This is a genomic window from Geomonas edaphica, assembly GCF_004917075.1.
Lineage (GTDB): Bacteria > Desulfobacterota > Desulfuromonadia > Geobacterales > Geobacteraceae > Geomonas > Geomonas edaphica.
In genome coordinates, this window is record NZ_SSYB01000001.1 from 638,991 (window position 1) to 664,395 (window position 25,405).

General features: G+C 59.9%; 23 protein-coding genes and 2 tRNA genes. All 25 read right to left on the reverse strand.

What is annotated here, in order from left to right:
* Window positions 1-119: 119 nt before the first annotated feature.
* The 25 genes from E8K79_RS02695 to E8K79_RS02815 all read right to left on the reverse strand — a co-directional run bounded on the left by E8K79_RS02695 (window position 120) and on the right by E8K79_RS02815 (window position 25,029).
* Window positions 120-728 (reverse strand): PqiC family protein, encoded by a 609-nt coding sequence (locus E8K79_RS02695; protein ID WP_136513370.1) that lies wholly within the window; start codon window positions 726-728, stop codon window positions 120-122.
* 2 nt (window positions 729-730) lie between these two features.
* Window positions 731-2,410 (reverse strand): PqiB family protein, encoded by a 1,680-nt coding sequence (locus tag E8K79_RS02700; RefSeq protein ID WP_136513371.1) that lies wholly within the window; start codon window positions 2,408-2,410, stop codon window positions 731-733.
* Window positions 2,403-3,044 (reverse strand): paraquat-inducible protein A, encoded by a 642-nt coding sequence (locus E8K79_RS02705; protein ID WP_136513372.1) that lies wholly within the window; start codon window positions 3,042-3,044, stop codon window positions 2,403-2,405. The genes E8K79_RS02700 and E8K79_RS02705 overlap by 8 nt, the downstream gene beginning before the upstream one ends.
* Window positions 3,041-3,673: a paraquat-inducible protein A gene (locus E8K79_RS02710; protein WP_136513373.1), complete on the reverse strand. Its 633-nt coding sequence runs from the start codon at window positions 3,671-3,673 to the stop codon at window positions 3,041-3,043. Before E8K79_RS02710 ends, E8K79_RS02705 begins: the two co-directional genes overlap by 4 nt.
* A 154-nt stretch (window positions 3,674-3,827) precedes the next feature.
* Window positions 3,828-3,904 (reverse strand) — tRNA-Pro (locus E8K79_RS02715).
* Window positions 3,905-3,918: 14 nt separating this feature from the next.
* Window positions 3,919-4,257 (reverse strand): MerR family transcriptional regulator, encoded by a 339-nt coding sequence (locus E8K79_RS02720; protein ID WP_136513374.1) that lies wholly within the window; start codon window positions 4,255-4,257, stop codon window positions 3,919-3,921.
* Window position 4,258: 1 nt separating this feature from the next.
* A complete protein-coding gene (locus tag E8K79_RS02725; RefSeq protein ID WP_135869880.1) occupies window positions 4,259-4,540 on the reverse strand; it encodes an integration host factor subunit alpha in 282 nt (93 codons plus the stop codon).
* 86 nt (window positions 4,541-4,626) lie between these two features.
* Window positions 4,627-7,032: a phenylalanine--tRNA ligase subunit beta gene (gene pheT / locus E8K79_RS02730; protein WP_136513375.1), complete on the reverse strand. Its 2,406-nt coding sequence runs from the start codon at window positions 7,030-7,032 to the stop codon at window positions 4,627-4,629.
* A 145-nt stretch (window positions 7,033-7,177) separates the two neighbouring features.
* Window positions 7,178-8,194: a phenylalanine--tRNA ligase subunit alpha gene (gene pheS, locus E8K79_RS02735; RefSeq protein ID WP_136513376.1), complete on the reverse strand. Its 1,017-nt coding sequence runs from the start codon at window positions 8,192-8,194 to the stop codon at window positions 7,178-7,180.
* Between the two features lie 75 nt (window positions 8,195-8,269).
* The gene (rplT, locus tag E8K79_RS02740; protein WP_015720525.1) at window positions 8,270-8,623 is read right to left on the reverse strand and encodes a 50S ribosomal protein L20; all 354 of its coding nucleotides are present in this window, start codon (window positions 8,621-8,623) and stop codon (window positions 8,270-8,272) included.
* A gap of 167 nt (window positions 8,624-8,790) precedes the next feature.
* Window positions 8,791-8,988 carry a 50S ribosomal protein L35 gene (gene rpmI / locus E8K79_RS02745; RefSeq protein ID WP_129128247.1) on the reverse strand — a complete coding sequence of 66 codons (198 nt, stop codon included), beginning with the start codon at window positions 8,986-8,988 and terminating at the stop codon, window positions 8,791-8,793.
* A 27-nt stretch (window positions 8,989-9,015) separates the two neighbouring features.
* On the reverse strand, window positions 9,016-9,534 hold the full coding sequence (infC, locus tag E8K79_RS02750; RefSeq protein ID WP_136513377.1) for a translation initiation factor IF-3: 519 nt from the start codon (window positions 9,532-9,534) through the stop codon (window positions 9,016-9,018).
* 11 nt (window positions 9,535-9,545) lie between these two features.
* On the reverse strand, window positions 9,546-11,456 hold the full coding sequence (gene thrS, locus E8K79_RS02755) for a threonine--tRNA ligase (RefSeq protein ID WP_162604586.1): 1,911 nt from the start codon (window positions 11,454-11,456) through the stop codon (window positions 9,546-9,548).
* Window positions 11,457-11,551: 95 nt separating this feature from the next.
* Window positions 11,552-11,626 (reverse strand) — tRNA-Val (locus E8K79_RS02760).
* 88 nt (window positions 11,627-11,714) lie between these two features.
* Entirely contained in the window at window positions 11,715-12,815 is a 1,101-nt protein-coding gene (locus tag E8K79_RS02765) for a glycosyltransferase family 9 protein (protein WP_136513379.1), read from the reverse strand.
* Window positions 12,816-13,079: 264 nt separating this feature from the next.
* Window positions 13,080-14,612, reverse strand: coding sequence for a sigma-54-dependent transcriptional regulator (locus E8K79_RS02770; protein WP_136513380.1), 1,533 nt, complete (start codon window positions 14,610-14,612; stop codon window positions 13,080-13,082).
* A gap of 28 nt (window positions 14,613-14,640) precedes the next feature.
* On the reverse strand, window positions 14,641-16,299 hold the full coding sequence (locus tag E8K79_RS02775) for an ATP-binding protein (RefSeq protein WP_136513381.1): 1,659 nt from the start codon (window positions 16,297-16,299) through the stop codon (window positions 14,641-14,643).
* A gap of 31 nt (window positions 16,300-16,330) precedes the next feature.
* Window positions 16,331-17,479, reverse strand: coding sequence for an iron-containing alcohol dehydrogenase (locus E8K79_RS02780; protein WP_136513382.1), 1,149 nt, complete (start codon window positions 17,477-17,479; stop codon window positions 16,331-16,333).
* A 502-nt stretch (window positions 17,480-17,981) separates the two neighbouring features.
* Window positions 17,982-18,518, reverse strand: coding sequence for a thermonuclease family protein (locus E8K79_RS02785; protein ID WP_136513959.1), 537 nt, complete (start codon window positions 18,516-18,518; stop codon window positions 17,982-17,984).
* A 123-nt stretch (window positions 18,519-18,641) separates the two neighbouring features.
* Window positions 18,642-19,886: a Ni/Fe-hydrogenase cytochrome b subunit gene (gene hybB, locus E8K79_RS02790; protein WP_136513383.1), complete on the reverse strand. Its 1,245-nt coding sequence runs from the start codon at window positions 19,884-19,886 to the stop codon at window positions 18,642-18,644.
* A gap of 228 nt (window positions 19,887-20,114) precedes the next feature.
* Window positions 20,115-21,068: a cysteine synthase A gene (gene cysK, locus E8K79_RS02795; protein ID WP_135870034.1), complete on the reverse strand. Its 954-nt coding sequence runs from the start codon at window positions 21,066-21,068 to the stop codon at window positions 20,115-20,117.
* A gap of 153 nt (window positions 21,069-21,221) precedes the next feature.
* Entirely contained in the window at window positions 21,222-22,289 is a 1,068-nt protein-coding gene (locus E8K79_RS02800) for a sulfate/molybdate ABC transporter ATP-binding protein (RefSeq protein ID WP_136513384.1), read from the reverse strand.
* Window positions 22,290-22,300: 11 nt separating this feature from the next.
* Window positions 22,301-23,173 carry a sulfate ABC transporter permease subunit CysW gene (gene cysW / locus E8K79_RS02805; protein ID WP_136513385.1) on the reverse strand — a complete coding sequence of 291 codons (873 nt, stop codon included), beginning with the start codon at window positions 23,171-23,173 and terminating at the stop codon, window positions 22,301-22,303.
* A gap of 1 nt (window position 23,174) precedes the next feature.
* Entirely contained in the window at window positions 23,175-24,023 is an 849-nt protein-coding gene (cysT, locus tag E8K79_RS02810; protein ID WP_136513386.1) for a sulfate ABC transporter permease subunit CysT, read from the reverse strand.
* Between the two features lie 4 nt (window positions 24,024-24,027).
* Window positions 24,028-25,029, reverse strand: coding sequence for a sulfate ABC transporter substrate-binding protein (locus E8K79_RS02815; RefSeq protein ID WP_136513387.1), 1,002 nt, complete (start codon window positions 25,027-25,029; stop codon window positions 24,028-24,030).
* Between the last annotated feature and the right edge of the window lie 376 nt (window positions 25,030-25,405).

Consider the following 25,405-nt stretch of genomic DNA (forward strand, 5'->3'; position numbering starts at 1 on the left):
GGTTCGTTACCCCCTGAGCCGTAGCAGAGGAAAACTAGGACGCAAAAGGCAAATCCCCCCTGTCCCCCCTTCGCAAAGGGGGGGACGTTAGGCAAACGTGGCGCTTCGTATCCGCGTGACTACTTTCTGGAAGCGTCCGCAGGGGTTGCCTCCTCGGCTAACACCGTTTTCACGATCTCGGCGCTGATCGTGTCTAGGGCGCGGCTCGTCGCGTCTGCTACGGCGTCGTAACCGGAGCCGGTCGCTTTTTCGCGAACCACGGCGCGCCCTACCCTGCTATCACTCCCCCTGCGCACACTCCAGGTGGCCTCGATGGTGACGGCTTCGCCGGGGACGGCTTCCAGCCTGAGAATATCGACAGGCACTCCGTACTTCACATCCACACCGGCACCTTGGCCGTAGGCAAACACACGGTTCGAACCGAGCCTGCGCCCTATATCCTGCGATAAAAGCCGCGGGATCTCCTCTTTCAGCGGTTCGGCCCAGCGGTGCGATTCCAAAATGGCAACCCGGTTCGGAGCGACGCGCACGACGAGCTGGGGACGATCCAGAAGTTCAGGCAGCGTTACCGGTCCGACCCTTACCGACAAGGACTGCGCGGACGACGCTTCCACCTCCGGAACCGCTGCCGGAGTCAGGGTGTAGAAGGTGACTCCGGGAGACCTGACGCATCCTGCGCTTAGGAGAAAAAATCCAAATAAGACCGGGAGTACGGAGACGGTGCGCATGGCTATTTTTCCTCCTTTTTGCCGCGTATCAGGGATTCGGGGTGCTGTTCGAGGTAATCCCCGAGAACCCGCAGCGAACGGGCCGCACGCGAGACCTCGCGCATGGTGTCGCGCAGGTCGACCTGCACGGGTGCATCGGCGCTCAGGACACCGCTGGCACCGCCCAAAGTGGACCGCGCTTCGGAAAGCGTCTTTCTCACGTCCTCGAGCGTCGTCTTCGTCTCGGTGAGCACGGTTTTCGCCTCGGGCACCAGGGACTTGTCCATGTTCTGCAGCAACCGGTCGGCGCTCTTTAAGGTATCGTCGAGGGAGCGCATGGTCTGTCCCGCATCTCCGGCAAGTTTCTCCAGCGGCAGTTTCTCGATCCGCTGCACGATCTCGATGAGGTTCTTCTGCAGTTTCTCCATGGAACCGGGCACGGTCGGGAAACGCGGCGGCGAGGTGCTCCAGTTGATGCGGCCGGCACGGGCATCGGGCACGAAGTCGAGCGCCACGTAGAGCTGGCCGGTCAGCAGGCTGCCGCTTTTGATCTGCGCGCGGAAGCCGTGCGCCACCAGATCGTCGAGAAGCCTGTGTGCCTCGGCGGTGCCGGGTTGGGGCATGTTACCGCCGCTGTCCTTGCGGAACTTGGTCTGCAGGTGCTCAGGGTAGAGCTGGATCTCGACCGGGACGGAGAAATCCTTGCGGTTGCGGTCGAGCACCACATTGATATTGGTGACCTCGCCCACGGTGACGCCGCGCAGGTCCACGGGAGCACCGACGGCAAGGCCGCGCACCGACTCGCGGAACTCGAGGATGAATTTTTCGGAGGCAGCGGAGTTCTTGATGGCCTCGTCGCGGGTACCGTAAAGGGTGTACGCGGTGTCCGCGGGAGCGGCGACGGCGCCGGAGACCGACTCATCGAAGGAGATGCCGCCCAAAAGAACGGCAAGCATCGATTCGGTGTTCAGCTTCACGCCGCCTGGAGTGACGGTCAAGTCAACGCCGCTTGCCTGCCAGAAAAAGGTGCTGGTGGTGACAAAGCGGTCGTACGGCGACTTGATGAAGACACGGACGGTGACAGCTTTGCCATCGCGGTCGAGATCGGTGGAGATGACCTGCCCCACCTGCATGCGGCGGAAAAACACCGGTGAGCCGGTGTAGAGCGAGCCTACATCGTCGGTATGCAGCACGAACTGACGCCCGGGGACATCCATGGAAACAGCGGGGGGAGACTCGAGACCGATGAAACTATCACCGAGCTCCTTCGAAGTCCCCGCTTCTACCCCGATATAGGAGCCGCCAAGGAGCGTGGTGAGACCGGAGACGTTTCCGCCGGAGATGCGCGCGCGCACCACCCAGAAACGGGTATCTTTCACCATGAGACCCTTGGCGTCCTTGGTGACTTCCGCGGTAACCACGACGTGGGTGCGATCGTCGGAGATGGCGATCGATTTCACCTCGCCGATCATGACGTCCTTGTACTTGAGCTTAGTCTTGCCCGCCTCGAGCCCCTCCCCGGTCTTGAAGGAGATGGTAATGGTCTCGCCGCGGTCCACCCACGCCTTGGCTGCGATGGAAAGACCGATGATGGCGGCGACTATGGGTATGATCCAGACGAGCTGGATCGAGAAGCGCCGCTTCGGCTCGCTTACCGCCTCGGGAAGGTCCTGTATCTCTTGTCTGTCCGATGGTTCAGTCATGGAATTCCTCTTTCTGCAACGGGTCCCAGATCAGGCGCGGATCGAACTCCATGGTGGCGAGCATGGTGAGGACAACCACCGCGCCGAAGGCAATCGCGGCTGGGCCGGCCTTCACTATCGCCAGGGAGCCCAGTTGCACGAGCGCCGCGAGCAGGGTAACTACGTAGATATCCAACATGGACCAGCGCCCCACCGCTTCCACCAACCGGAAAAGCCGGGTGCGCTGCTGCGGGTGCCAGGTCGATTTACGCTGCACGGAGATGAGCAGCAGGGTCAGGGAAAAGAGCTTTAAAAGCGGTATCGCCACACTGGCCACGAAGACGATGACGGCGATCATCCAGGACCCGGTCCTCCAAAGATGCACGACACCGCTCACGATGGTGTCCTTGCGGTAATTGATCAGGGAGCCGGTCTCCATCATGACCAGCATGTTGGCCGGTACGTAGAGTATGTAGGACGCGATGACGAGCGCCCAGCAGCGCTGCACGCTGCCCGGTCTGCGCAAATGGAGGCGGGCGCCGCAACGCGGGCAGTGCTGCGCGCGCGAAGTACCGGTGCTCCGTGAGACCAGCTGGCAGACATGGCAGGAGCAAAGCCCGCGGCCGGCCGCGATGGGGGAGTCGGCGGCGCTCACTTTGACTCCAGATCCCGGCGCTTCCCGTCGAGCTGGGCCCAGACGTCGCGCGCGTTGAAGGCGGTGGCCGCTGCGGCAAGCAGCAGTGTCAATACCGCGAAGGACCACAAAGCCATCCCCGGGATGACGCGGAAGTTGTTGGTGAGTTTCACCAGGGAAACCAGCACCCCGAGCATCAACACCTCCACCATCCCCCACGGCTCGATGCACTGCAGGGTGCGCATGAAAAGCGGATACCTCGGGGGCACCTTGCCGAGTTTTAAAGGCAGGAGCAGATAGGTGAGCGAGGCGAGCTCAAGCGCAGGAATCAGAATGGCAGTGATCAGGACGAGAGTGGAGACGCTCCTCATCCCCTGTTCCCAAAGGGAGAGCACGGCGCCGAAGAGGGTGATGGCACTGCGGCCCCCCTGCACCTCGATGGCAAATATGGGAAAGAGGTTCGCGCCCAGAAAAACCATGCATGCCGCCAGGGTATAGGCGAGGGTGCGGTCGACGCTGTCGGTGGCGTTACGGTACAGCACGGCGCCGCAACGACGGCAGCTCGCATAGCAGCCGGGGTTTAGCTGGATGTCGCGCTGCAAAAGGTCGCACTCGTGACAGGCGATTAGTTGTGGGGTTCGATCGGTCATCGGGGAGACGATCCCTCATATGCGGCCCCGGCAGGCCGTGGCAGACGCGTCGCACAGCGGAGGCCGGTAGGACATGACAGATGAAAACATACCACAGTTACTGTCATAAAACTAAATCAGCCGCCCAGGAAGTCTCCCAAGCGGCTGATTGAAATGGTCGGTGCGACTGGATTCGAACCAGCGACCACTAGACCCCCAGTCTAGTGCGCTACCAGGCTGCGCTACGCACCGATTAAACCTGATAATTACAACTGATCCCGCAAATTCATCAATTCCAGCTTCACATCCTGAAGCAGTGCCGCAAGTGCTTCACCGGAAAGGTCAGATTTTCGGTACTTTTTCTTCACTTCCAGACGCTTCCTCGCCCCCTCGATGGTCAGCTTTTCCGCGTATAGAAGTTCTTTTATCTCATGGACCAGCTCGACGTCCTTCTTGGAGTAGAGCCTTTGGCCTCTGCTGCTTTTCCTTGGCGCCAATCCCGGGAATTCCGTCTCCCAGTAACGCAGCACAGAGGTAGGAAGGCCAGTTACCGCGGACACCTCGCCGATTCTGAGGTAAAGCTTGTCCGGGGCGCCGGTCGTCATGCTACTGCTGGATGTTGATCGCGCTCTTCAGTACCTGGCTCGGTTTGAAGGTGAGGATCTTGCGAGCAACGATGGTGATCTCTTCGCCGGTCTGCGGGTTCCTGCCGCGACGGTCGGACTTCTCTTTCACTACGAAGTTGCCGAAGCCGGCAATCTTGATCTTGTCGCCTTCTTCAAGAGTGGACTTAATCAGGTCGAAGACCGTCTCAACGAGTTCGGCAGATTCTTTTTTAGAGAAACCGACCTTCTCATAAATTTTTTCTACGATGTCCGCTTTGGTCATAATCCCCTCAACAGGTGAAACATTTCAGTGTGTTCTCAACAGCGGCTTAATCTAATACCATAGCGTTTTCGATTTCGCAACCGTTTTTATCTGAAGGAAACATTTAATTTTTTCTGTAGTGCCTCGGTTACCTTCGTGTGCAGACGGGTTACTTCTTCGTCGGTAAGGGTCTTCTCCTTCGACCCGTAGCGCACGCGAATGGCGACACTCTTCTCGTGTGCAGCGATGTTCCCACCCATGTACAAGTCGAAGATTTCCACCCCTTCCAGTTCGGGTGCCTTCACGCCGTTCACGCACGAAACCACGTCGGCGACGGGAAGTTCACGCGGCAGGAGCATGGCGATGTCGCGGAAGGTGGACGGGAAGCGCGAGGGAACCTGGGCGGCACCCTGTTTCTTCCGCGCCGAAAGAAGCGCCTCGAAGTTCAGTTCCAGGTAGTAAAGCGGCGTGGAGATGCCGTAGTTCTCCTGTACGGTCGGATGGAGCTCTCCCATGGAGCCGAGCACCTTCTTTCCGCTCAGGATGCGGCAGGCCTTGCCCGGATGGTAGTACGGATCGAGTTCCTCGACGCTGAAGTTGACCCCGCCTACGTTCAGTTCAGCAAGGAGGTTCTCTGCGATCCCCTTGACGTCGAAGAAGTCGATATCACCCTTCGCCTGGTTCCACCCCTCGGGGTCGCGTCTTCCGGTCAGCAGAGCGGATATGTAGAGCGGCTCTTCGGGGAGTTCGGCCCCCTCGACGGGAAGATAGATGCGGCGCATCTCGAAGATGCCGAGGTTCAGCGTCCTGAAGCTTACGTTTTTGACTGCGGTATCCAAAAGCCCCGGGAGCATGGTGGTGCGCATGACGGAGAGCTCGTCCGAGATCGGGTTCAAAAGGACCATGCCGTTACTGCGGAAGTCGTCCGCCGGGAGCATGATCTTCTCGCAGGAGGAAGGTGCGACGAAACTGTAATTGATCACCTCGGAGAGACCGTGGGAGACCAAAAGCCCTTTAACCCTGCTTGCCAGACGCTGCGTGTCGGAAGGAAGATCGGAGAAGACCGACGCCTGCGGCAGCGTCGCGGGTACCTTCTCGAAGCCGTTCACGCGGACCACTTCTTCGACGAGGTCTACCTCGCGCTCTATGTCGACCCTGAAGAGCGGCACCTTTACGGTGAAGACACCGGGCTCGCCCTGCTGCACCTCGAATTCGAGGCGCTCGAAGATGTCCTGCACCTCGGCTGCGGAGAGATCCAGACCGGAGACGGCGTTGATACGCGACAGGCGCGCGGTGATGACGCGCGGCGCAACGGGCGCCGGGTAGACGTCGATGATCCCCTTGGCGACCTTGCCGCCGGAAAGCTCGGCGATGAGCTGGGCGGCGCGATCGAGGGCACGGGTGAGCCCGGCGACGTCGGCGCCGCGTTCGAAGCGGTGCGACGACTCGGTGTGGATCCCGAGACGCTTGGAGGTCTTGCGGATCGCGGAGGGGTTGAAGTAGGCGCTCTCGAGAAGCACCTCGGTGGTCCCCTCCCCTATTTCGGAGTTACCGCCACCCATGATGCCGGCAAGGGCCACAGCCTTCGCGCCGTCACGGATGGTGAGGTCGTTCGAGGCGAGGGTTCTCTCCTGGCCATCGAGGGTGGTGAACTTCTCCCCCTCGCCTGCCGCGGCAACGACGATCTTTCCTCCGGAGAGGAGCTTGTAGTCGAAGGCATGCAGCGGGTGACCGTACTCGAGGAGCACGTAGTTGGTCACGTCGACGATGTTGTTGATGGAGCGGATCCCTGCGGCCATGAGCCTGTTGGCGAGCCAGGCCGGGGAGTCGGCGAGCGTGCACCCGGTGATGTGGCGCGCGGTGTAGCGCGGGCAGAGTTCCGGTGCGAGAATCTCGACGCTTGCAACCGATGCGACGGGTGCCCCTTCCTCTTTTACCTCGAGGCCCGGGTAGTGCACCTTCTTGCCGAGTTTGGCGGCGACCTCGCGCGCGATGCCGACGACGCTCAGGCAGTCGGCGCGGTTCGGGGTGAGCCCGATCTCGAATATGACGTCCTTGGTGCCGAGCGCGTCGAAGAGCGGAGTACCGAGGGTGTAGCTTTCGGGGAGGATCATGATACCGGAGGACTCGGCGGAGAGGGCAAGCTCCTTTTCGGAGCAGAGCATGCCGCAGGACTCCTCGCCGCGGATCTTCGAGCGCTTGATCTTGAAGTCACCGGGGAGCGTCGCGCCGATCTGGGCCAGGGCGACCTTGTCGCCGGCCTTGAAGTTCTGCGCGCCGCAGACGACGTTCACGATCTGGCTTCCGTTGTCGACCTTGCAAAGCGAAAGCTTGTCCGCGTTGGGGTGCTGGTTCTTTTCCACCACCTGGGCCACGACGACGTCGTCCATGCCGCCGCCGACCTCTTCCATACGCTCAACCTCGAGGCCGAGCATGGTGAGCAGATGCGAGAGTTCAGCCGCCGGGAGGTCGCAATCGACGAATTCCTTGATCCAGTTATAGGTAACTATCATATCGATTCCTTCAAATGGAAAATCAATTAACAGGGATAAAAGGGATACAGGGGATAATTCAAAGGCTTCATGCGAAGATCAGACTTTAAGCTTTGAGCCTTCAGTCGTTATCCCTTTCATCCCCTTCATCCCTGTTCAGCGCTTTTTAAAATTGCTTTAGGAACCTGAGGTCGTTCTCGAAAAGAAGCCTCATGTCGGCGATGCCGTACTTGAGCATCGCGATCCTCTCGATCCCCATGCCGAAGGCGAACCCGGTGTACTGCTCCGAATCGTACCCCACGTGGCGGTACACCTCGGGGTCGACCATGCCGGCGCCCAGGATCTCGAGCCAACCGGTCTCCTTGCAAACCCGGCACCCCTTACCGCGGCAGATGACGCAGGCGATGTCGACCTCGGCGGAGGGTTCGGTGAAGGGGAAGAAAGAGGGACGGAGCCTAACGCCGATGTCCTTGCCGAAGAGCTGGCTGATGAAGAGGGTCAGAATACCCTTCAGATCGCCGAAGGTGATCCCCTTGTCGACCATGAGCCCCTCGACCTGGTGGAACATCGGGGAATGGGTGGCGTCGGAATCGCAGCGGTACACGGTCCCGGGTGCTATGATGCGCACCGGCGGGGGCTGCTTCAGCATGGTGCGGATCTGCACCGGAGAGGTGTGTGTCCGGAGAAGCACACTCTCGCCGAAGTAGAAGGTGTCCTGCATGTCGCGCGCGGGGTGGTCCTTCGGGAGGTTCAGCGCCTCGAAGTTGTAGAAGTCGAGCTCGATCTCCGGACCTTCTGCGACGGCAAAACCGAGCGCGCCAAAGATGGAGCAGATCTCCTCGGTCACCAGGGTGATCGGGTGTTTGGAACCCATCGCCTGACGCCTGCCCGGCAGGGTCACGTCGATCTTCTCACCGGCGAGCCTCGCGGCCTTTGCCGTCTCGCGAACCGCGGTGGCGCGCGCGTCGAGCGCATCCTCGAGCTTCGCCTTCACGGTGTTCACCACCTGGCCGACCAGAGGCCTTTCCTCGGGGGAAAGCGCACCCAGCCCCTTCATGACGCCGGTGAGCGCCCCTTTCTTGCCCAGGTACTTGACCCGCAGTTCCTGCAGCCCCTCTTCCGTGGAGGCCTGAGCCAGCTCGGAGAGGGCCTCTTCTAAAAGTGCTTCCAGTTTATCCTTCATCGCATGACCCTATTTTCGGAAAAAAAAAGAAATGGGACATCGCTATCCCATTTCTCTTTATGCCCGCGGTATGTATTAAAATTTTGCTTTGGCTGCTGCCGCGATAGCTGCGAAACCTTTCGGATCGGAAACGGCCAGGTCGGCCATCACTTTTCTGTCGATTTCCACGTTGGCGAGCTTCAGACCGTGGATCAGTTTGCTGTAGGAAAGACCGTTGATCCTTGCCGCAGCGTTGATCCTGGTGATCCAGAGGGCCCTGAAGTCCCGCTTTTTCACCCTTCTGTCCCTGAACGCGTAGTTCAGTGCGCGGTCCACCGCTTCGGTGGCGCTCCTGAACAGTTTGCTTCTCGCGCCGCGGTAGCCCTTGGCAAGTTTCAATACTTTGTTTCTTCTCTGTCTCGCTTTAAAACCGCGCTTTACTCTTGGCATACATACTCCTTCTGGTTTTTAAATTAGCCGGATCCGCAAGGGGAGACGTTTCCTCACGGTTCTCGGACTTCGGTAACGGGCGAAAACGGCGGTTGAAGACGAACAGCTCCGAGGCGCACCCCGGTGCCGGTGTTCCAGTCCCTAGTCCCCAGCCCCCAGTCCCGATGTTATTTGTAGGGGATCAGGCAGCAGATGTTCTTGTGGTCGGAGGCTGCTACGATGCCGCTTTTACGGAGGTTGCGCTTGGTCTTCCTGGTCTTGGAGGTCAGGATGTGGCTGGTGAAGGCGTGAGCCATCTTGATTTTGCCTGTGCCGGTCTTGCTGAAACGCTTGGCGGCGCCCCTATGGGTCTTCATTTTAGGCATTGTTTTACTACTCCTTTGTTGTGGTGTTTATTTTTTTACTTTGGGGGCGATGATCATGAACATGCTACGCCCTTCCATCTTCTGCTTTACCTCGACCACGCCGATATCGGCGAGTTCGGCGGTTATCTTTTCCAGTGCGGCCATGCCGAGTTCCTGGTGCGTGATCTCACGACCGCGGAAAACGACGGTGATCTTCGCCTTGTTCCCTTCTTCCAGGAAGCGACGTACGTGCTTAACCTTGAACTCCAGGTCGTGCGTATCGGTCTTCGGACGAAGCTTCACTTCCTTCAGCTCGACCTGCACCTGCTTCTTCTTTGCCTCAGCAAGCTTCTTAGCCTGCTGATATTTGAACTTGCCGTAATCCATGATACGGCAGACAGGGGGAACGGCTGTCGGCGAAACCTCTACCAGATCGAGTTGCTGACTCTCAGCCAACGCCAGAGCCTCGCGAAGCGGAAGAATACCAAGCTGCTCACTTTCGGCACCTACTACCCTTACCTCTTTGGCCCTGATTGTCTGATTGATGTTGACTGTAGGTTTAGCTATGACGCCACCTCCTATTTGTAGGTTTTAACTTCGTTCTCTATGAAGGCGATGAACTGTTCGGGAGTCATCGCTTCGAGGTTCTTGCCGTCGCGGAAACGAGGCGCGAGCAGGCCGCCTTCGACCTCCTTGTCCCCCACCACCAGCATGTACGGTATCTTCTGCAGCTGGGCCTCGCGGATCTTGAAGCCGAGCTTTTCGTTTCTGAAATCCTTCTGCACCCGCACGCCCGCGGCACGCAGCTTGTCGAAGGCAGCCTGTGCGTAGGGAATCTGGTTGTCGGTAACCGTGAGAACGGTCGCCTGAACCGGTGCCAGCCAAGTCGGGAAGTTTCCGGCGAAGTGCTCGATGAGGACACCGATGAAGCGCTCGATGGCGCCAAGGATAACCCTGTGCACCATGACAGGGCGTTTCTTTTCACCATCCGCGTCGACATAGGTGAGATCGAAACGCTCCGGAAGGGTAAAATCGCACTGGATAGTAGCACATTGCCATCTTCTGTCAAGAGCATCGCGCAGCTTGATGTCTATCTTCGGCCCGTAGAATGCGCCGTCGCCCTCGTTTATCTCATAGGGACGACCGGAATCCTTCAGTGCATTCAGAAGCGCGTTCGTGGCAAGTTCCCATGCATCATCGGAGCCGATCGACTTTTCGGGACGGGTGGAAAGCTCCATCTCGAACTCGAAGCCAAAGATCGCCATCACCTCGGTGACGAACTGGATGACCCCCTTGATCTCGCCGTCCAGCTGTTCCGGGGTGCAGAGGATGTGTGCGTCGTCCTGGGTGAAGCCGCGCACGCGCAGAAGGCCGTGCAGAACGCCTGCCCTCTCGTGACGGTGCACCGTGCCGAGCTCGAAGTAGCGCAGCGGCAGATCGCGGTAGGAGCGCAGCTGCGAGCGGTAGATCATCATGTGGGCCAGGCAGTTCATCGGCTTCACGCCGTAGCTCTGCTCGTCCACCGTGGTGAAGTACATGTTCTCGCGGTAGTTCTCGTAGTGGCCGGAACGCTGCCAGAGTTCGGTCTTCAGGATCTGCGGCCCCTGGACGATGTCGTAGCCGCGCTTTAAGTGTTCCTTCCTCTCGAAGTCCTCGAGGATGGTGCGCAGCATCGCACCTTTCGGGTGCCAGATGACCAGACCGGCGCCGACCTCGTCGTTGAAGGAGAAGAGGTCGAGTTCGCGGCCGAGTTTCCTGTGGTCGCGCTTCTTCGCCTCCTCGATCCTCTCGAGGTACGCCTCCAGTTCCTTCTTGTCGCCAAATGCGGTGCCGTAGACGCGCTGCAGCATGGCGCGCTTTTCGTCGCCGCGCCAGTAGGCGCCCGCGATGGAGGTAAGTTTGAACGCCTTGCACCAGGAGGTACTCGGCAGATGCGGACCGCGGCAGAGGTCGGAGAAGTCACCCTGGGTGTAAAGGGAGACCTTGTCGGCGCCGAGATCCTCGATCAGTTCGACCTTGTAGCTCTCACCCATCTTCCTGAAGAGTTCAACGGCTTCGACGCTGGTAAGCTCGGAGCGGACGATCTTGAGATCGGCCTTGGCAAGCTCACGCATCTTCGCCTCGATCTTTTCGAGATCTTCCGGTGTGAAGGGATGGTCGACGTCGAAGTCGTAGTAAAAACCGGTCTCGATGGCGGGACCGATGGTCACCTTGGCCTGCGGGAAGAGCGCCTTCACCGCCTGGGCCATCAGGTGCGAGGTCGAGTGCCTGATGATCTCGAGCGCCTCGGGGCTCTTCTCGGTGACGATCTCCACACGGGCGCCGTCGGTGAGTGTCGCTCTCAAGTCGACGAGGTTGCCGTCGATCTTGCCGGCGATGGCGGCCTTGGCGAGACCAGCCCCGATGGAGGCGGCCAGATCGTAGATAGAGGAGCCTTCAGGCAAGGGCCTTTGGGAACCGTCCGGAAGCGTGACCTTAATCTCGTTCATGCAAGACCCCTTTTGAAAAATCAGGATACAAAACAGAAAGAGGCATCGAAACTCGATGCCTCCGTCGAACCTCGTACTGAAGGTCTCTGTTTAATTGGTAGGCGCGGGCGGTTTCGAACCGCCGACCCCTAGCGTGTCGAGCTAGTGCTCTACCCCTGAGCTACGCGCCTGTTTTTATTGCTGCTTCGTGGAACTCGGACTTTGTACCAATTCGCCGTTTCAAAGTCAAGGTTTTATTTTCATGCACATGAATTTTTCTCATTGGAGAGACGGCGTCGCCGTACATGCCGCGTCAAGGAGCCGAATCAGCGCCCTTGAGACCTCGGAAGGATCGGCGTCGACGCAACTCCCCTCATGTGAACATGCCGGTATGGTCCCCCACCTTGAACAGGGTACGCAGGAAAGGGTCGAGGCGAAGACGCGGTGCCACTCCCCTTTGGGAGCCCATTTGACGGGATCGCTCGGTCCGAAGAGAGAAACGGTCGGCGTGCCGAGACCGGCCGCGATATGAAGGAGGCCTGAGTCACCGGACAGAAGGGCCTTTGCCCGGCCGATCACGGCAGCACTCTCGGCGAGACTCCCCTTCCCTGCAAGGTCGAGCGCGCCAGTGGACCTGGCAATCAGCTCGCACGCCTCAGCTTCCTTCTCCCCGCCCAGAAGGACGACGGCGTATCCGGCCAAGACGGCGGAGGAGGCGACTTGACGGAATCTGCCGATGCCCCACTCCTTGCGCGGAACACTCGCGCCGGGAAATATGGCCACGAAGGGGCGCTCGCCGATGTAGGTCAAAAGGCGTGCTGCCCCATCTACCGCCTCCGGTGGCAGGGTCAGGAAAGGAACGGACAGTTCGGATGGCTCCTCGATGCCGAGAGGGGCCAGCAGGCGGAAGAAGGAATAGGGTTCGTAGTCGTCGAGGGCGTAGGGAACGGCGTCGGTGAAGAGCCTCTTTCTCTGATTGGTGGCGAAACCTACGGAACGGCGGGTGCGAACCAGACGGGAGACGAGTGCCGAGAGGCGATACCACTGCTCGGTGTCGATGACGAGGTCGTAGCGGTTGCGCAGTACGCGGGAAAGCTCGCCGGGGGCATCGTAGCGGTGCACGGCCTCGAGACCGGGGCAGAACTGGAAGGCGGCGGCGTTTCGCGTCTCGGCGAGGATCTCGATGCGGCAGGCAGGGTAAGCGGACTTAAGCGCACGCAGCGCGGGGATGAGGAGTATCGCGTCACCGATACCGCCCGGACGTATGACCAGGGCGCTTTGCGGCGCGGTGGTGGTTCCGGGGCGGCGACGGCGCAGAAAGAGATGGGCCAGCAGGGGACCGGCGATGGAATCTATCTTTTTCAAGAGGGTCGGTTGCAAGTGGGGTCCTCCGCGGGAAGATCGTCGGCGCCGGGTGGCGCCGGTGCGCACCATCTTTACAGAAAACGGCGCGTTTTTGCAACCGGGGCTCCCCCCTCCCGACCTCCCCCCTCCAGGGGGAGGAGCGGTGGACCGAAGCGGTGGACCGAAGCGGTGGACCGAAGCGGTGGACTAAAGCGTGGAGGGTGTGGCATCCCTCCCCGGAGGGGGAGGGGCTGGGAGGGGGAAGGTTTCCCGGGGTGCCGCATCTATCGGCTGCTTCGACTAGCGCCCCGGCAACTCCAGTTCTTTCATCTTCCTGTAGAGGGTATTGCGGGCAATACCGAGTGCCTTGGCGGCTTCGGTGATGTTGCCGTCATACTGGGAAAGCGCCTCCTTGATGGTCTCGGCTTCGGAATCCTTCAGGGCGTGCATGGGGGGGACGATCTTCTTCCTGCGCATGACGGCCAGCAGATTGGACTGGGCCTGGCGCAGCGAGCTGAGCATCCGGTTCAGCTCCTCGGCTCCCATCCTCTCGAGCGCTTCAAAGCTCCCGCACTGCTCGACCAGTTCCGCCTCGGGTGCCGCTGAGGTCTGCGCTGCGGCTGCGACGACAGCGGGTTCGGTACGTCGCGCGGCGGACGGACCGGCGAGAAAAGTCCCCCCGAGGTGTTCAGGCAGGATAGTGTCGCCGTTACAGATGACGACGGCTCGCCGCATCACATTGGCAAGCTCCCTTATGTTTCCGGGCCAGGTGTATCCCTGCAATAGACGTACGGTGCCGGGGGCAAGGCGCAGTTCCCGGTTCAACTGCTGCACGAAGTGTTCGGCCAAAAGCGGGATGTCTTCGCTGCGCGCGCTAAGGGACGGGATCTCGAGGCGCACGACGTTCAGGCGGTAAAAGAGGTCCTCGCGGAAGGTCTTCTCGCGGATCGCCTGCTCGAGGTCGACGTTGGTCGCCGCTATGACGCGCACGTCGGTCTTTATCGGGCGCTCCCCCCCTACCCTCATGAATTCGCCGGTCTCCAGCACGCGTAAGAGCTTCACCTGGATCTGCGGCGTCGCGTCCCCGATCTCATCCAGAAGGAGGGTACCGTTGTTGGCGAGCTCGAAGATGCCGCGCCGGGTCTGGTTCGCGCCGGTGAAGGCCCCTTTCTCGTGCCCGAAGAGTTCACTTTCCAGCAGGTTCTCGGGAAGCGCGCCACAGTTGACCGGGATGAAGGGCTGTCCGGCGCGCGCGGAGGCGGCATGGATGAAGCGGGCAAGCACCTCCTTGCCGGTACCGGTTTTGCCCTGGATCAAAACGGAGATGTCCTTGCCGGCCACCTTGTACGCGAGGGAAACCATCCGCTTCATCGAGGGCGCGCTGCCGACCCTGAAGCCTACCCCTTGCGCGACCTCGGCCCATTCGTCGGGGGAAGCTTCTCCCCTTCTGTGCACGGCGCCGGCCCCGGCGGCCCTGGCGACCAGTTGCTCGATCATGTCGATGTCGTCGAAGGGCTTCTCGAGGTATTCATAGGCGCCAAGCTGCATGGCGGTGACCGCGGTTTTCACCGTCGAGTAGCCGGTCATGATGATCACTTCACAGTCAGGCTGACGCGACTTGATGATCTCCAAAAGCGTGATGCCGTCGGTGTCGGGGAGCTTGAGATCGACGAGGGCTACGTTGAAGCGCCCAGTCTCCAGTGCGGCCATCGCCTCCGGCTCGTTCGCCGCAGTCACCACATCGTACCCTTTGCGCGCCAGGAGGCGCTTGAAGAAGGTACAGACATCCCTCTCGTCGTCTATTATCAAAACCTGCGTTAGAGAATCACTCACGGCCTGCTCCACAGTTCATATTGAATAATCATGCCTCGTCTACCGGCAGCACTAGACTGAAACAGCTCCCCTGACCAAGCGTACTCTCCACCTCGATCCTGCCGTGGTGGGACTCCGCGATGCCTAGGCTGACCGAGAGACCAAGGCCGGTCCCCTTGGTCGCTTCCTTACTCGTGTAAAACGGGGTGAAGATCTTCGAAACGTTTTCCGGCGCTATCCCCACGCCGTTATCGGTCACGCTTAGGACCGCCCAGCGGCGCCCCCCCTCGATGCGCAGCGAGGTTGCCACTTCGACAACCTTCTCTTTCCCTTCGATGCCGTTGAGGGCGTCGCGCGCGTTGATCAGGAAGTTCGTGAGCACCTGCTGTATCTGGGGACCGTTTGCCTTTATCTTCGGGAGTTCGCGGTCGAAGTGCTCGAAGATCGCGATCTGGCTACGGTTGATCTGGTACTGGATCATGTCGAGGACACGTTCCGCCTCGGCGTTCAGGTTGACAGGCGTAAAGGGGGCCTGGTCCTGCCGAGAGAAGGTCAGGAGGTTCTGGATGATCCGCTTGCAACGCAGCCCGCAATTTATGATGTCGGAGAGTGCCTCGGCGCGCTCGGTGTCCTCGTCTTCCTGCATGTCGCGGGCAAGCATCTGCGCCGTACCGATGATCACGGTCATCGGGCTGTTCAGTTCGTGCGCGACCCCGGCCGCCATGACGCCAAGCGCAACCATCTTGGCGGACTGTACCAGTTGGGCCTCCATCTTCAGCTTCTTGGTCACGTCCTTCATGATGATGGTGACCGCGGCGAGCTGCTTCTCCTCGTTGAAAACCGGGTAGTAGGAGAGTTCCAGGGACTCCCCTTCCGGGGTGTTCCACTGTTGGAAAACCGGTTTGCCGGTCTCCTTGATCTCCTGGAGCGGGCAGTTCTGACACGGCTCTGCCGTCCCTTTCAGCTTGGCGAAGCATTTGTTGGTGATGGCCCTGTTCCAGTGCGTGCTCATGCCGGGGGGGAGCTGCCCGTTATGCAAAAGCACGTTGTAATCGGTGTCGATCAGAAAAATGGGATCGGTCACCGCACGAAACGTCGCCTCCCATTCCTTTTTGGCGCGGGAGACCTGCTTGTAGAGCCGGGCATTTTGCATGCTGATGGCGAGCTGGTCGGCCAGGTGCTGCACGAAGTTCAGCTCGGCGCGGGCGTAGGCGGCATCGATGGTGCTCCCGAGGAGGAGCAGGCCAGTGACCGAGGAGCGCTCGAAAAGGGGTGCCGCGGCGAGGGAGCGCAAGGGTTCCGTGTGCTTCTTGGTCATCCGCGCCAGACAAAGCGGGTCCTGCATCGGGTTATAGCTGGTGGCACCCTTGTCGCGGAAGGCGTTCCAGATGACGGACTGCTTCGGGATGTAGCCGAGATCGGTGAAGTCCCTCGGGGAGACGGCAATGAGCTTCAGTTTTCCGTCCTGCAGCTTGGCCAGGGCGAGGAAGTCGCAAGGAAGCGCTTCGGGGAGCTTTTTGAAGGCCCTCTCGATGATGTCCCCGATCGACATGTCGATGTTTATGTCGCGGGTTAGTTGCTGCAGGATCTCCAGACGGCTGTTTTGTTTCAGCACGTCCTGGTTTCTCTTTTTCAGCTCGACGTAGTAGTTGAGCTTCGAGGAATCGACACCTGTCAGTTGTTCGAGCAGCTTGCCCCTGTTTTTCACGTTGCTTCCTTTGAGGACGGGCCTTTAGTGCCTACATGGCGTTGCGGTAGATCTCCATGATCTGCTCGCGGGTGGCGATGCGCGGGTTGGTGACGAGACAGGCGTCCTTGGTCGCGTTCTCGCTCAAAAGCGGGATGAACTCCTCCTTGAGACCGAGCTCCGAGAGCCCCTTGGCGAGACCGATGTCCTCGATGAGGCGCTTGACCGCCTCGATGGAGCGCTCCGCGGCGGCCATGACGTCGAGTCCGGTTACATCCTCGCCCATGGCGACGGCGATATCACGGAAACGATCCGGGCAGGCCTGCAGGTTGAAACGCATGACATGGGGCAGGATCGAGGCGTTCGTCTCGCCGTGGTGCTGGTCTAAAAGGCCGTCCACCTGGTGCGTCATGGCGTGGGCCGCGCCGAGGATGGCGTTCGAGAAGGCAAGACCGGCGGTGAGGCTCGCCATGGCCATGTTGGTGTTCGCCTCCATGTCGCTTCTCTCAGCGACGGCGCGCCTTAGGTTTTTGGAGATGAGCTGGATCGCCTTCAGCGCGTGGATATCGGTGAGCGGCGTGGCGGCGAGCGAGACGTAGGACTCGATGCCGTGGGTGAGCGCGTCGACCCCTGTAGCGGCGGCGAGCTTCGCGTCCTTGGTCTTTAGGAGCTCGGGATCCACGATGGCGATGTCGGGGATGAGGGAGCGCGAGATGATGGACATCTTTAGCTTGCGGTCCGTGTCCACGATGATAGTGAACTGGCTCACTTCGGAACCGGCGCCGGCCGTGGACGGGACGATGACCATCGGGGGCAGCGGCGTGGAGATCTTGTTGATCCCCTCGTAGTCCTGCAGCCGCCCACCGTTGGAGGCGATGGTGGCGATCGCCTTGGCGACGTCGGTGGGGCTGCCGCCACCAACAGAGACGATGCCGTCGCAGCCTGAGGTGAGGTAACGTGCGGCACCTTCGGTGACCTCGCAGTCCTTCGGGTTACTGGTGAGACTGGCGAAGATAACGGTCTCAAGCCCCGCCGCACGCAGGTATCTGACCGCCATGTCCACCCACCCGGCGGAGATGACGTCGTTGTCGCTCACCAGGAACACCTTGGAGACGCCCAGACGCACTACGCTCTCACCGATTTGGCTCAATGAGCCCCTGCCGAAGATGATCTCCGGTGCCACGAACTTGCTGATATCCATCGTTCCACTCCTCAAGGATCTGCGCCGCTTTTCCGGCCAACCGGCCAAACCCATGGCAGGCGCGTTTTGTATACACAGGCAAGATCGATACCAATACGGCGATCACGCCCCCGCGCGGCGCCGAATTCTAATGAGCGATAGCGGCTAATGCTTTGAATACAAAACTGTGAGACGGCTTTTTAACTTTTGCAGAATCGACAAAAAGGGGTCCTGATCTCGGCGCACGCGACGCCTACACGGTGTCACTATATCTAACAGTTGTCACTTTTTGTAACATAAAAAAGTCACATAATGGAACACCAAGGGAAGCCGGCGTGGGGGGATCGATAGACCGGAGGGGGAAAAGTAACCGTCGTTTTAAGTACTTATCGTGCAATACCGAAGCGGGACGCGCTCCGGGGCGGCGTCGGGGCGTTGATATTCTATTTAGCTGTAAACAGGAAGAAGGCGTACCGGGGTGGAAGCGGAGTTATAAGAGGAGGCGCGGTGCGCCCGGGGTGCATCAGTTCTGTTTGGCCTTGATCTTCACCTGCGGCTTGAACTCCCACGGAGCCTGGGGGTTTTCCTGGATCCACAGGCCGTTGCGGCGGGAGCGGGCCATCCGTTCCTCGGAGAAGAACTGCGGGTGGTCCGCGCGGCTTAGCAGTCTGCGGTAGGCCCAGGCCCACCCCTCGTGGAGCATCTCGAGGTTTATGTTGCGCCCGTCAAGATAGACGACCGCGACGGCAATCTGGTTCGGCTGCGTTTTGAAAAGCAGGGTTTGTTTCACCTCGATCTTGACCATCTGGTGCAGGACCTTGATGGAGAGGGCCCGGAAAGCGTCTTCGGCATAAGGCTGCCCCGGTTTGTACCATCCGGTGAACTTGTCGATCTTCGCGGTCTGGGGGGCGGCGATGCCGTAGAGGCGGACCGGTATTTCAGTCCCAAAGGAATTGACGGTGATGCGGTCCCCCTCGCTCACCCCTACCACGAGCCCCTCGATGATGTTTCCGTGATGGTGCGGGTCTACCGCGAGAGCCGGAGCGGCAAGAAGAAGCATACAGCACGACAAGAATACGAAAAAACCGCCCGCCTTTCTCAAAAAAGCTCCCCCTTACTTATTGCACCATGACCCATCTGTAGCTGGCGCCATGTTAGCAAAACAAAAATCTCAACGCAATGCTCATGAACGGAATTGCTGTACCGGAAGCGGCGGCAAAAGCTTGATGAGCAGTTGGTAGGCGAGTATCTCGATCGATACGATGCCAACTGCAATCATCACTTCAGCAAAGGAAGGGAAATAATGCCAGCCGTTGCCAGGGTTGAATCCAATCAGGTAAACGTTAAAGCGGTACAGCCCGCCGCCGGCAAGCATAACTACGGCGGCAAGAAAAAGGCGGCGCGGCGAGTGCCTTCTCGCCACAGTGAAAAGAGGTATCGCCCCTATGGCCATGAGAAAACACTCGGCGAGGAAGAATATGGAGTAGAAATCGCCATGAAAAACGGCCGCGACCTGATCACGCCGCATGATGTCGCCGATCCTTATCGTGAGCCATGCGGTGGTGAGCCACGGGATGATCCGCCCGACGGCGGCAAGCTCCGCGTTGTGGAACCCGCGCTCCAGGACGAAAGAGGAAAGGATGGAGACGAAGATGACGATGGCGTAACCGAAGTATATGCAGTTGATGAGAAACAACAGCGGCAGGAACGGGCTGTGCCAAAGCGGATGCAGTTTCGTCGAGGCGATCAGCATCAGCGAGCCGAGCGCAGACTGGTGCACGGTCGGGAGCACGATCCCCGCGAGAGCGATGAAGATGAGGACCTTGTTGATCCCGTCGGAGAGCCTGCGATCGGGAACAGCACTCCCCTCCTCGCTTCTTGCCGCGAGCCCCCTGCGTATGAGTGCATCAAGGATCGTGGTGCGCAGCGCCGTAGGCGTGCCCCGTCCCATAAGGCGCAAAAGGTTCGGCAGGTATTCGAGGGAAAGCGCGATCAGGTAGCCGAGGGTACAAAGGGTCAGCTCGAAGAAGGCGGAGTTGGGCTGCCAGCTCGTAACGGACGAGAAACCGTGCGCGTTCCAGGGTCGGCCGATCTCAACCACGATGGATGATGCAGCAAGGAAGGAACCGAAGAGGCTCGTGAGGATGGCGGACTTGACCAGCGAATGGTAGTGGCCACGGTTGATGATGTAGCTCAGGAGAGCGACGGCGAAACCGCCACAGGTGACCGCGGTGCCGATGGCGACGTCGTAGGCCACCCAAATGCCCCAGGGGTAGCCGTCGCTTAAGTTGGAAACCGCGCCGATCCCCTTAACGAAGCGGACCGCGATGAAGAAAAGACCAACCAGGGACAGGGCGAGGAGAACGAAGAAGGACTTGGTAAAGATTGTTCCATTGCCTTGAGGTAGGCGTTCTGTGTCGCTGGTCATCTCGGTCCCTGTCTGCTTGGCGCTACGGAAAACGTCGCAAGTGTAAGGGGTGAGGCCTCCCGCTGTCAACAATTCCGTATACCGGTACCATCCGGCTTCGCATTGTGGTGCGAGAAATCAGCCCGCAGTAGGACGTAATGAAATGGCGTATCTTGTCAATGAAACAGTTGTAGCACAAATAAAAAAGCCCCGGGAGGTCCGGGGCTCTTAAAGGATTGAAAGGTTTAGCTACGCCTCGTCGAAGAGCGCGGTGGAGAGGTAACGCTCGGCGAGGTCGGGAAGGATCACCACGATGGTCTTCCCGGCGAACTCGTCCAGGTTGGCGAGGCGGACGGCGGCTGCTGCGGCGGCTCCACTGGAAATCCCGACCAGGAGGCCTTCCTCCTTGGTGAGCCGCTTGGCGAATTCGATCGCCTCGTTGCTCTCGACCTGCTCGACGCGGTCGATCAGTGAGAGATCGAGTGTGTCGGGGATGAAGCCGGCACCGATTCCCTGGATCTTGTGCGGGCCAGGGCGCAGTTCCTGGCCGGCGAGTTTTTGCGTGATAACCGCGCTTTCTTTGGGCTCGACGGCCACGGCGACGACGTTCTTACCCTTGGTGTGCTTCAGGTAGCGGGCAATACCGGAGATGGTGCCGCCGGTCCCAACGCCGGAGACGATGACGTCGACAGCTCCGTCGGTATCGGCCCAGATCTCAGGCCCCGTCGTTTTCTCGTGAATGGCGGGGTTAGCCGGGTTCTTGAACTGCTGCGGCAGGAAATAACGGGCCGGATCGGAGGCCACGATCTCCTCTGCCTTGGCGATGGCCCCCTTCATCCCGGCGGAACCGGGTGTAAGGATGAGGTTCACCCCGAGTGCTGCCAGTACCCTGCGACGCTCGATGCTCATGGTCTCGGGCATAGTGAGGGTCAGCTTGTAGCCGCGGGCCGCAGCAACGTATGCCAGCGCGATGCCGGTGTTTCCGCTGGTCGGCTCCACGATCTCGACGCCCGGCTTGAGCACGCCACGCTCCTCGGCATCCCAGATCATGTTGGCGCCGATGCGGCACTTGACCGAGTAGGCGGGATTGCGCCCCTCGACCTTGGCCAGAACGGTTGCCTTGGCCCCCTTGGTCACATGGTTCAGACGCACGAGCGGCGTGTTACCGATGGATTGGGAGTTATCCAGATAGATACGTGACATGGCGGTTGCTCTCCTTTTTGTTTGGATCCCGGCGCATGGTGCCGGACGCATGAATTCTTACAGGCGTCTGTATTTTTATATTTAACCTGCAACGTTGTCAACTATTTTATTTATGTTCTTGATAGACAGAGTGTACTTTGATCAAGGGTGCCGTTAAATCTGGTAATCATTGACAAAAAAACGAACGTTACGCGGGCGTACGAAGACCTGCTCCCCCACCTGCAAGGCCAGCCGATCCGCCGCATCACGGGAGAGATCGACCTCGAGCTGTTCGCCTCCGGCGTGCAGCAGATCGACCCGCACAAGGGGCCCCACCCGCAGTACGCCACGCACCTGGGCCGCGATCGCATCACTCCCGCTGCCGTGACGTGAGATGTCGATATCGTGGGAGCGCACGTAGCCGACCGCGGAGCCGTCTGTGCCGGAGGAGGAACCGGAGGCGGGAAGCCGCACCCCTCCGAGTTGAGCCACGCCGTTGTCGATCCGGCCGTGAAACAGGTTGACCTTGCCGAGAAAATCGAAGACGAAGGGGTTCGCCGGATGGTCGTAGACCTCGCTCGGCGTCCCTTCCTGCTCGACCTTGCCCCGGTTCATCACCACGATACGGTCGGCCACTTCGAGCGCCTCCTCCTGGTCGTGGGTCACGAAGACGCTCGTGACATGGATCTCGTCGTGCAGTTGTCGCAGCCAGCGGCGCAGTTCCTGGCGTACCTTCGCGTCCAGGGCGCCGAACGGTTCATCGAGCAGCAGCACCTGGGGTTCCACGGCCAGCGCACGCGCCAGGGCGACCCGCTGCCGCTGTCCCCCGGAGAGCTGCGACGGGTAGCGGTCCCAGAGATGCTCCATCTGGATGAGCTTCAGCAGGTCGAAGACCTTGCTCCGGATCACCTCCTTGCCCGGCCGGGTCCTTTTCGGTTTCACGGAAAGACCGAAGGCTACGTTGTCGAATACGGTCATGTGCCTGAAGAGGGCATAGTGCTGGAAGACGAAGCCAACCTTCCTGTGCCGGGGGTCGTGCAGGCTCGCGTCTTCCCCGTTCAGAAGGACTTTCCCCTCGTCGACGCTCTCAAGCCCGGCGATGATGCGCAGCAGGGTCGTCTTCCCCGAGCCGGAGGGACCGAGGAGGGCCACCAGCTCCCCGGAGGGTACCGAGAGGCTGACGTCCTCCAAGGCGGCGAAGGCGCCGAAACGTTTGCTAACATTTTCAATTTCGATGCTCATCTTTTCTCCTTTCATGCCCCGGCTTTCTGAAGCTGGCGCATCTTCCACTCGGTAAACGTCTTGAGCGCGAGGGAAACCAGCGCGAGCAGCGCAAGCACCGAGGCGACCGCAAATGCGGCGACAAAATTGTACTCGTTGTAAAGGATCTCCACCTGCAGCGGAACGGTGTTGGTCGCGCCGCGCACGTGCCCTGAGACGACGGAGACCGCGCCGAACTCCCCCATCGCCCGTGCGTTGCAGAGGATAACCCCGTACAGAAGCCCCCACTTGACGTTGGGCAGGGTGACACGGAAGAAGGTTTGCAGCCCACCGGCCCCGAGGGTGAGAGCGGCCTCCTCTTCTTCGCGCCCCTGCGCCTCCATGAGCGGGATAAGCTCACGCGCAACAGACGGGAAGGTGACGAACACGGTCGCGAGCACGATGCCGGGCACGGCGAAGATGATCTTGATGTCGTGCGCCTGGAGCCAAGGTCCCAGCCACCCCTGCTGTCCGAAGACAAGGACATAGACGAGTCCCGACACCACAGGAGAGACAGAGAACGGCAGATCGATCAATGTCACGAGCAGGCTTTTGCCCGGAAAGGTGAACTTTGCGGTGCACCAGGAGGCGACGATGCCGAAAAACAAGTTGAACGGAACGCAGATAACCGCCGTGACAAGGGTGAGCCTCATCGCGGACAGCGCATCCGGCTCGAGGAGCGCCGCACGGTATTCCTGCCACCCCTTCGAAAGCGCTTCGGAAAAAAGGGCTCCGAGAGGCAACAGCAGAAACAGAGTGAGAAAGAGCACAGTGCCAGCGACCAGGAGCAGGCGGACAGGGAGGGGTTCGGCAAGAGCCCCCGCCTTTTGGACACGAAAGACGCCGGGATAATGGGAACTGTTCATATCATTGCTCCGCATAGCGCCTGCTCCATTTCTGCAGCAGGTTCAGTACAAGAAGCAGCATAAAGGAGACCAGCAGCATCACCACGGCTACCGCCGTTGCGCCTGCGTAATCGTACTGCTCCAGCTTGGTGATGATCAGCAGCGGCGTGATCTCGGACACCATCGGCATGTTCCCTGCGATGAAGACGATGGAGCCGTACTCGCCTACAGCACGCGCGAAGGCCAGGGTGAAGCCGGTGAGGACCGCGGGAAACATCAGAGGGAATACGACCCTCGTGCATATCTGCCACCGGTTCCCGCCAAGGCACGCCGCCGCCTCCTCCGCTTCGCGATCGAACTCCTGCAGCACCGGCTGCACGGTCCGCACCACGAAGGGGAGACCGATGAACACCATGGCCAACCAGATCCCGACCGGCGTGAAGGCGACCTTGACACCGAGCGGTTCCAGCACCTTTCCGAGCCAGCCGTTGGAGGCGAAGATACCGGCCAGGGTGATGCCGGCAACCGCGGTCGGGAGCGCGAAGGGAAGATCGACGAGCGCGTCGAGGATCCTCCTTCCGGGAAACCGATAGCGGACCAGGGTCCATGCCACGATGACGCCGAAAAAGGCGTTGGTCACGGCCGCAAGGAGCGCGGCACCGAAGGTGACGCGGTAGGAGGCCAGCACGCGCGGGGCGGCTACGGCGCCGACAAACTCGTCCAATGTCAGTGTGGCTGCCTTGAAAAACAGGGTGGACAGCGGGACGAGAACGACCACGAGCAAGCAGAGGAGCGTGTACCCCATGGTGGGGGCGAAGCCGGGCAGGTTTCCCCACCCGGCGGCGTGACTTTTCTTCAAACTTCTTGCCATGACATCACCTGCCCGGCCGGTAGATCTGGTCGAAGGTTCCGCCATCGGCAAAATGCGTCTTCTGAGCCCTGGTCCACCCGCCGAAGGTCTGATCTACCGTCACTAGTCTCAATTTAGGGAAGAGCTTCGCGTATTTGGCGGCCACCTTGCGGTCCGAGGGGCGGTAATAGTTCTGTGCCGCGATTTCCTGACCTTCCTGCGAGTACAAGTATTTCAGATACTCCTGCGCAACCACGCGGGTTCCTTTGCGGTCGACAACCTTGTCCACCAGGGCGACGGGCGGCTCCGCCAGTATGCTGAGCGAAGGAACCACGATCTCGAACCTGTCTTTGCCCAGTTCGTTCACGGCGAGAAATGCCTCGTTCTCCCAGGCGATGAGGACGTCGCCCTGCCCGCGCTGCACGAAGGTGGTGGTAGCGCCACGGGCCCCGGAATCAAGCACGGGAACGTTGCGGAAGAGTTTGCCGACGAACTCGCGAGCCGAAGCCTCGTTGCCCCCCTTCTGTTTCAGGGCGTAGGCCCACGCGGCGAGGTAATTCCACCGCGCACCGCCGGAGGTCTTCGGGTTTGGTGTGATGACGCTTACCCCCGGGCGCACCAGATCGTTCCAGTCCCTGATCTGCTTCGGGTTACCCTTACGGACCAGGAAGACAATGGTGGAACTGTAAGGGGAGCTGTTTTTAGGCAGGCGTTTCTGCCAGTCCTTGGGGATGAGCTTCGCCTTGTTGTGGATCTCGTCCACGTCGTAGGCAAGGGCGAGCGTGACCACGTCGGCGTCAAGGCCGTCGATGACCGCCCTCGCCTGCTTCCCGGACCCACCGTGCGATTGCTTCACGGTGACATCTTGGCCGGACTTCTGTTTCCAGTGCCGTGCGAAGGACTTGTTGAAATCCTGGTAAAGCTCCCGGGTCGGATCGTACGAGACGTTCAGCAGCTCGGTAGCGGCAAAAACGTTGGATGCGTGAAAGAGTGTTGCGACCAGCAACAGCATGACAATACGGTACATTTACTCCCTCCTTTTTGGGCGGCCGCCGCACCTATTCCGGGCAAAGCGGCTCGCGGGTTAATGAGCATTACATGACAAGAACGAGAGATGGTTGCGGCGCGCCCGACACTATCTACTCTACCAAACAAGTGGACATAGCACTAACACTACCCGAATCACCAGGTCAAGTATTTTATCAAAAAAGCAGTTCAGTTTACCACTCTTCAGCTCAACAAACACGAAACCAAAGGCATAATAATATAGGTTTGCCCCCTTGTGACCTCACATCAAAAAAATACTACTCGCAACGATTTAGTTGATTGACCAGGGATTTCTCCCCCCAAAGGTTTCCACACCACCACGCAGTGGTTACCAAATATATTTCTTGACAAAACGA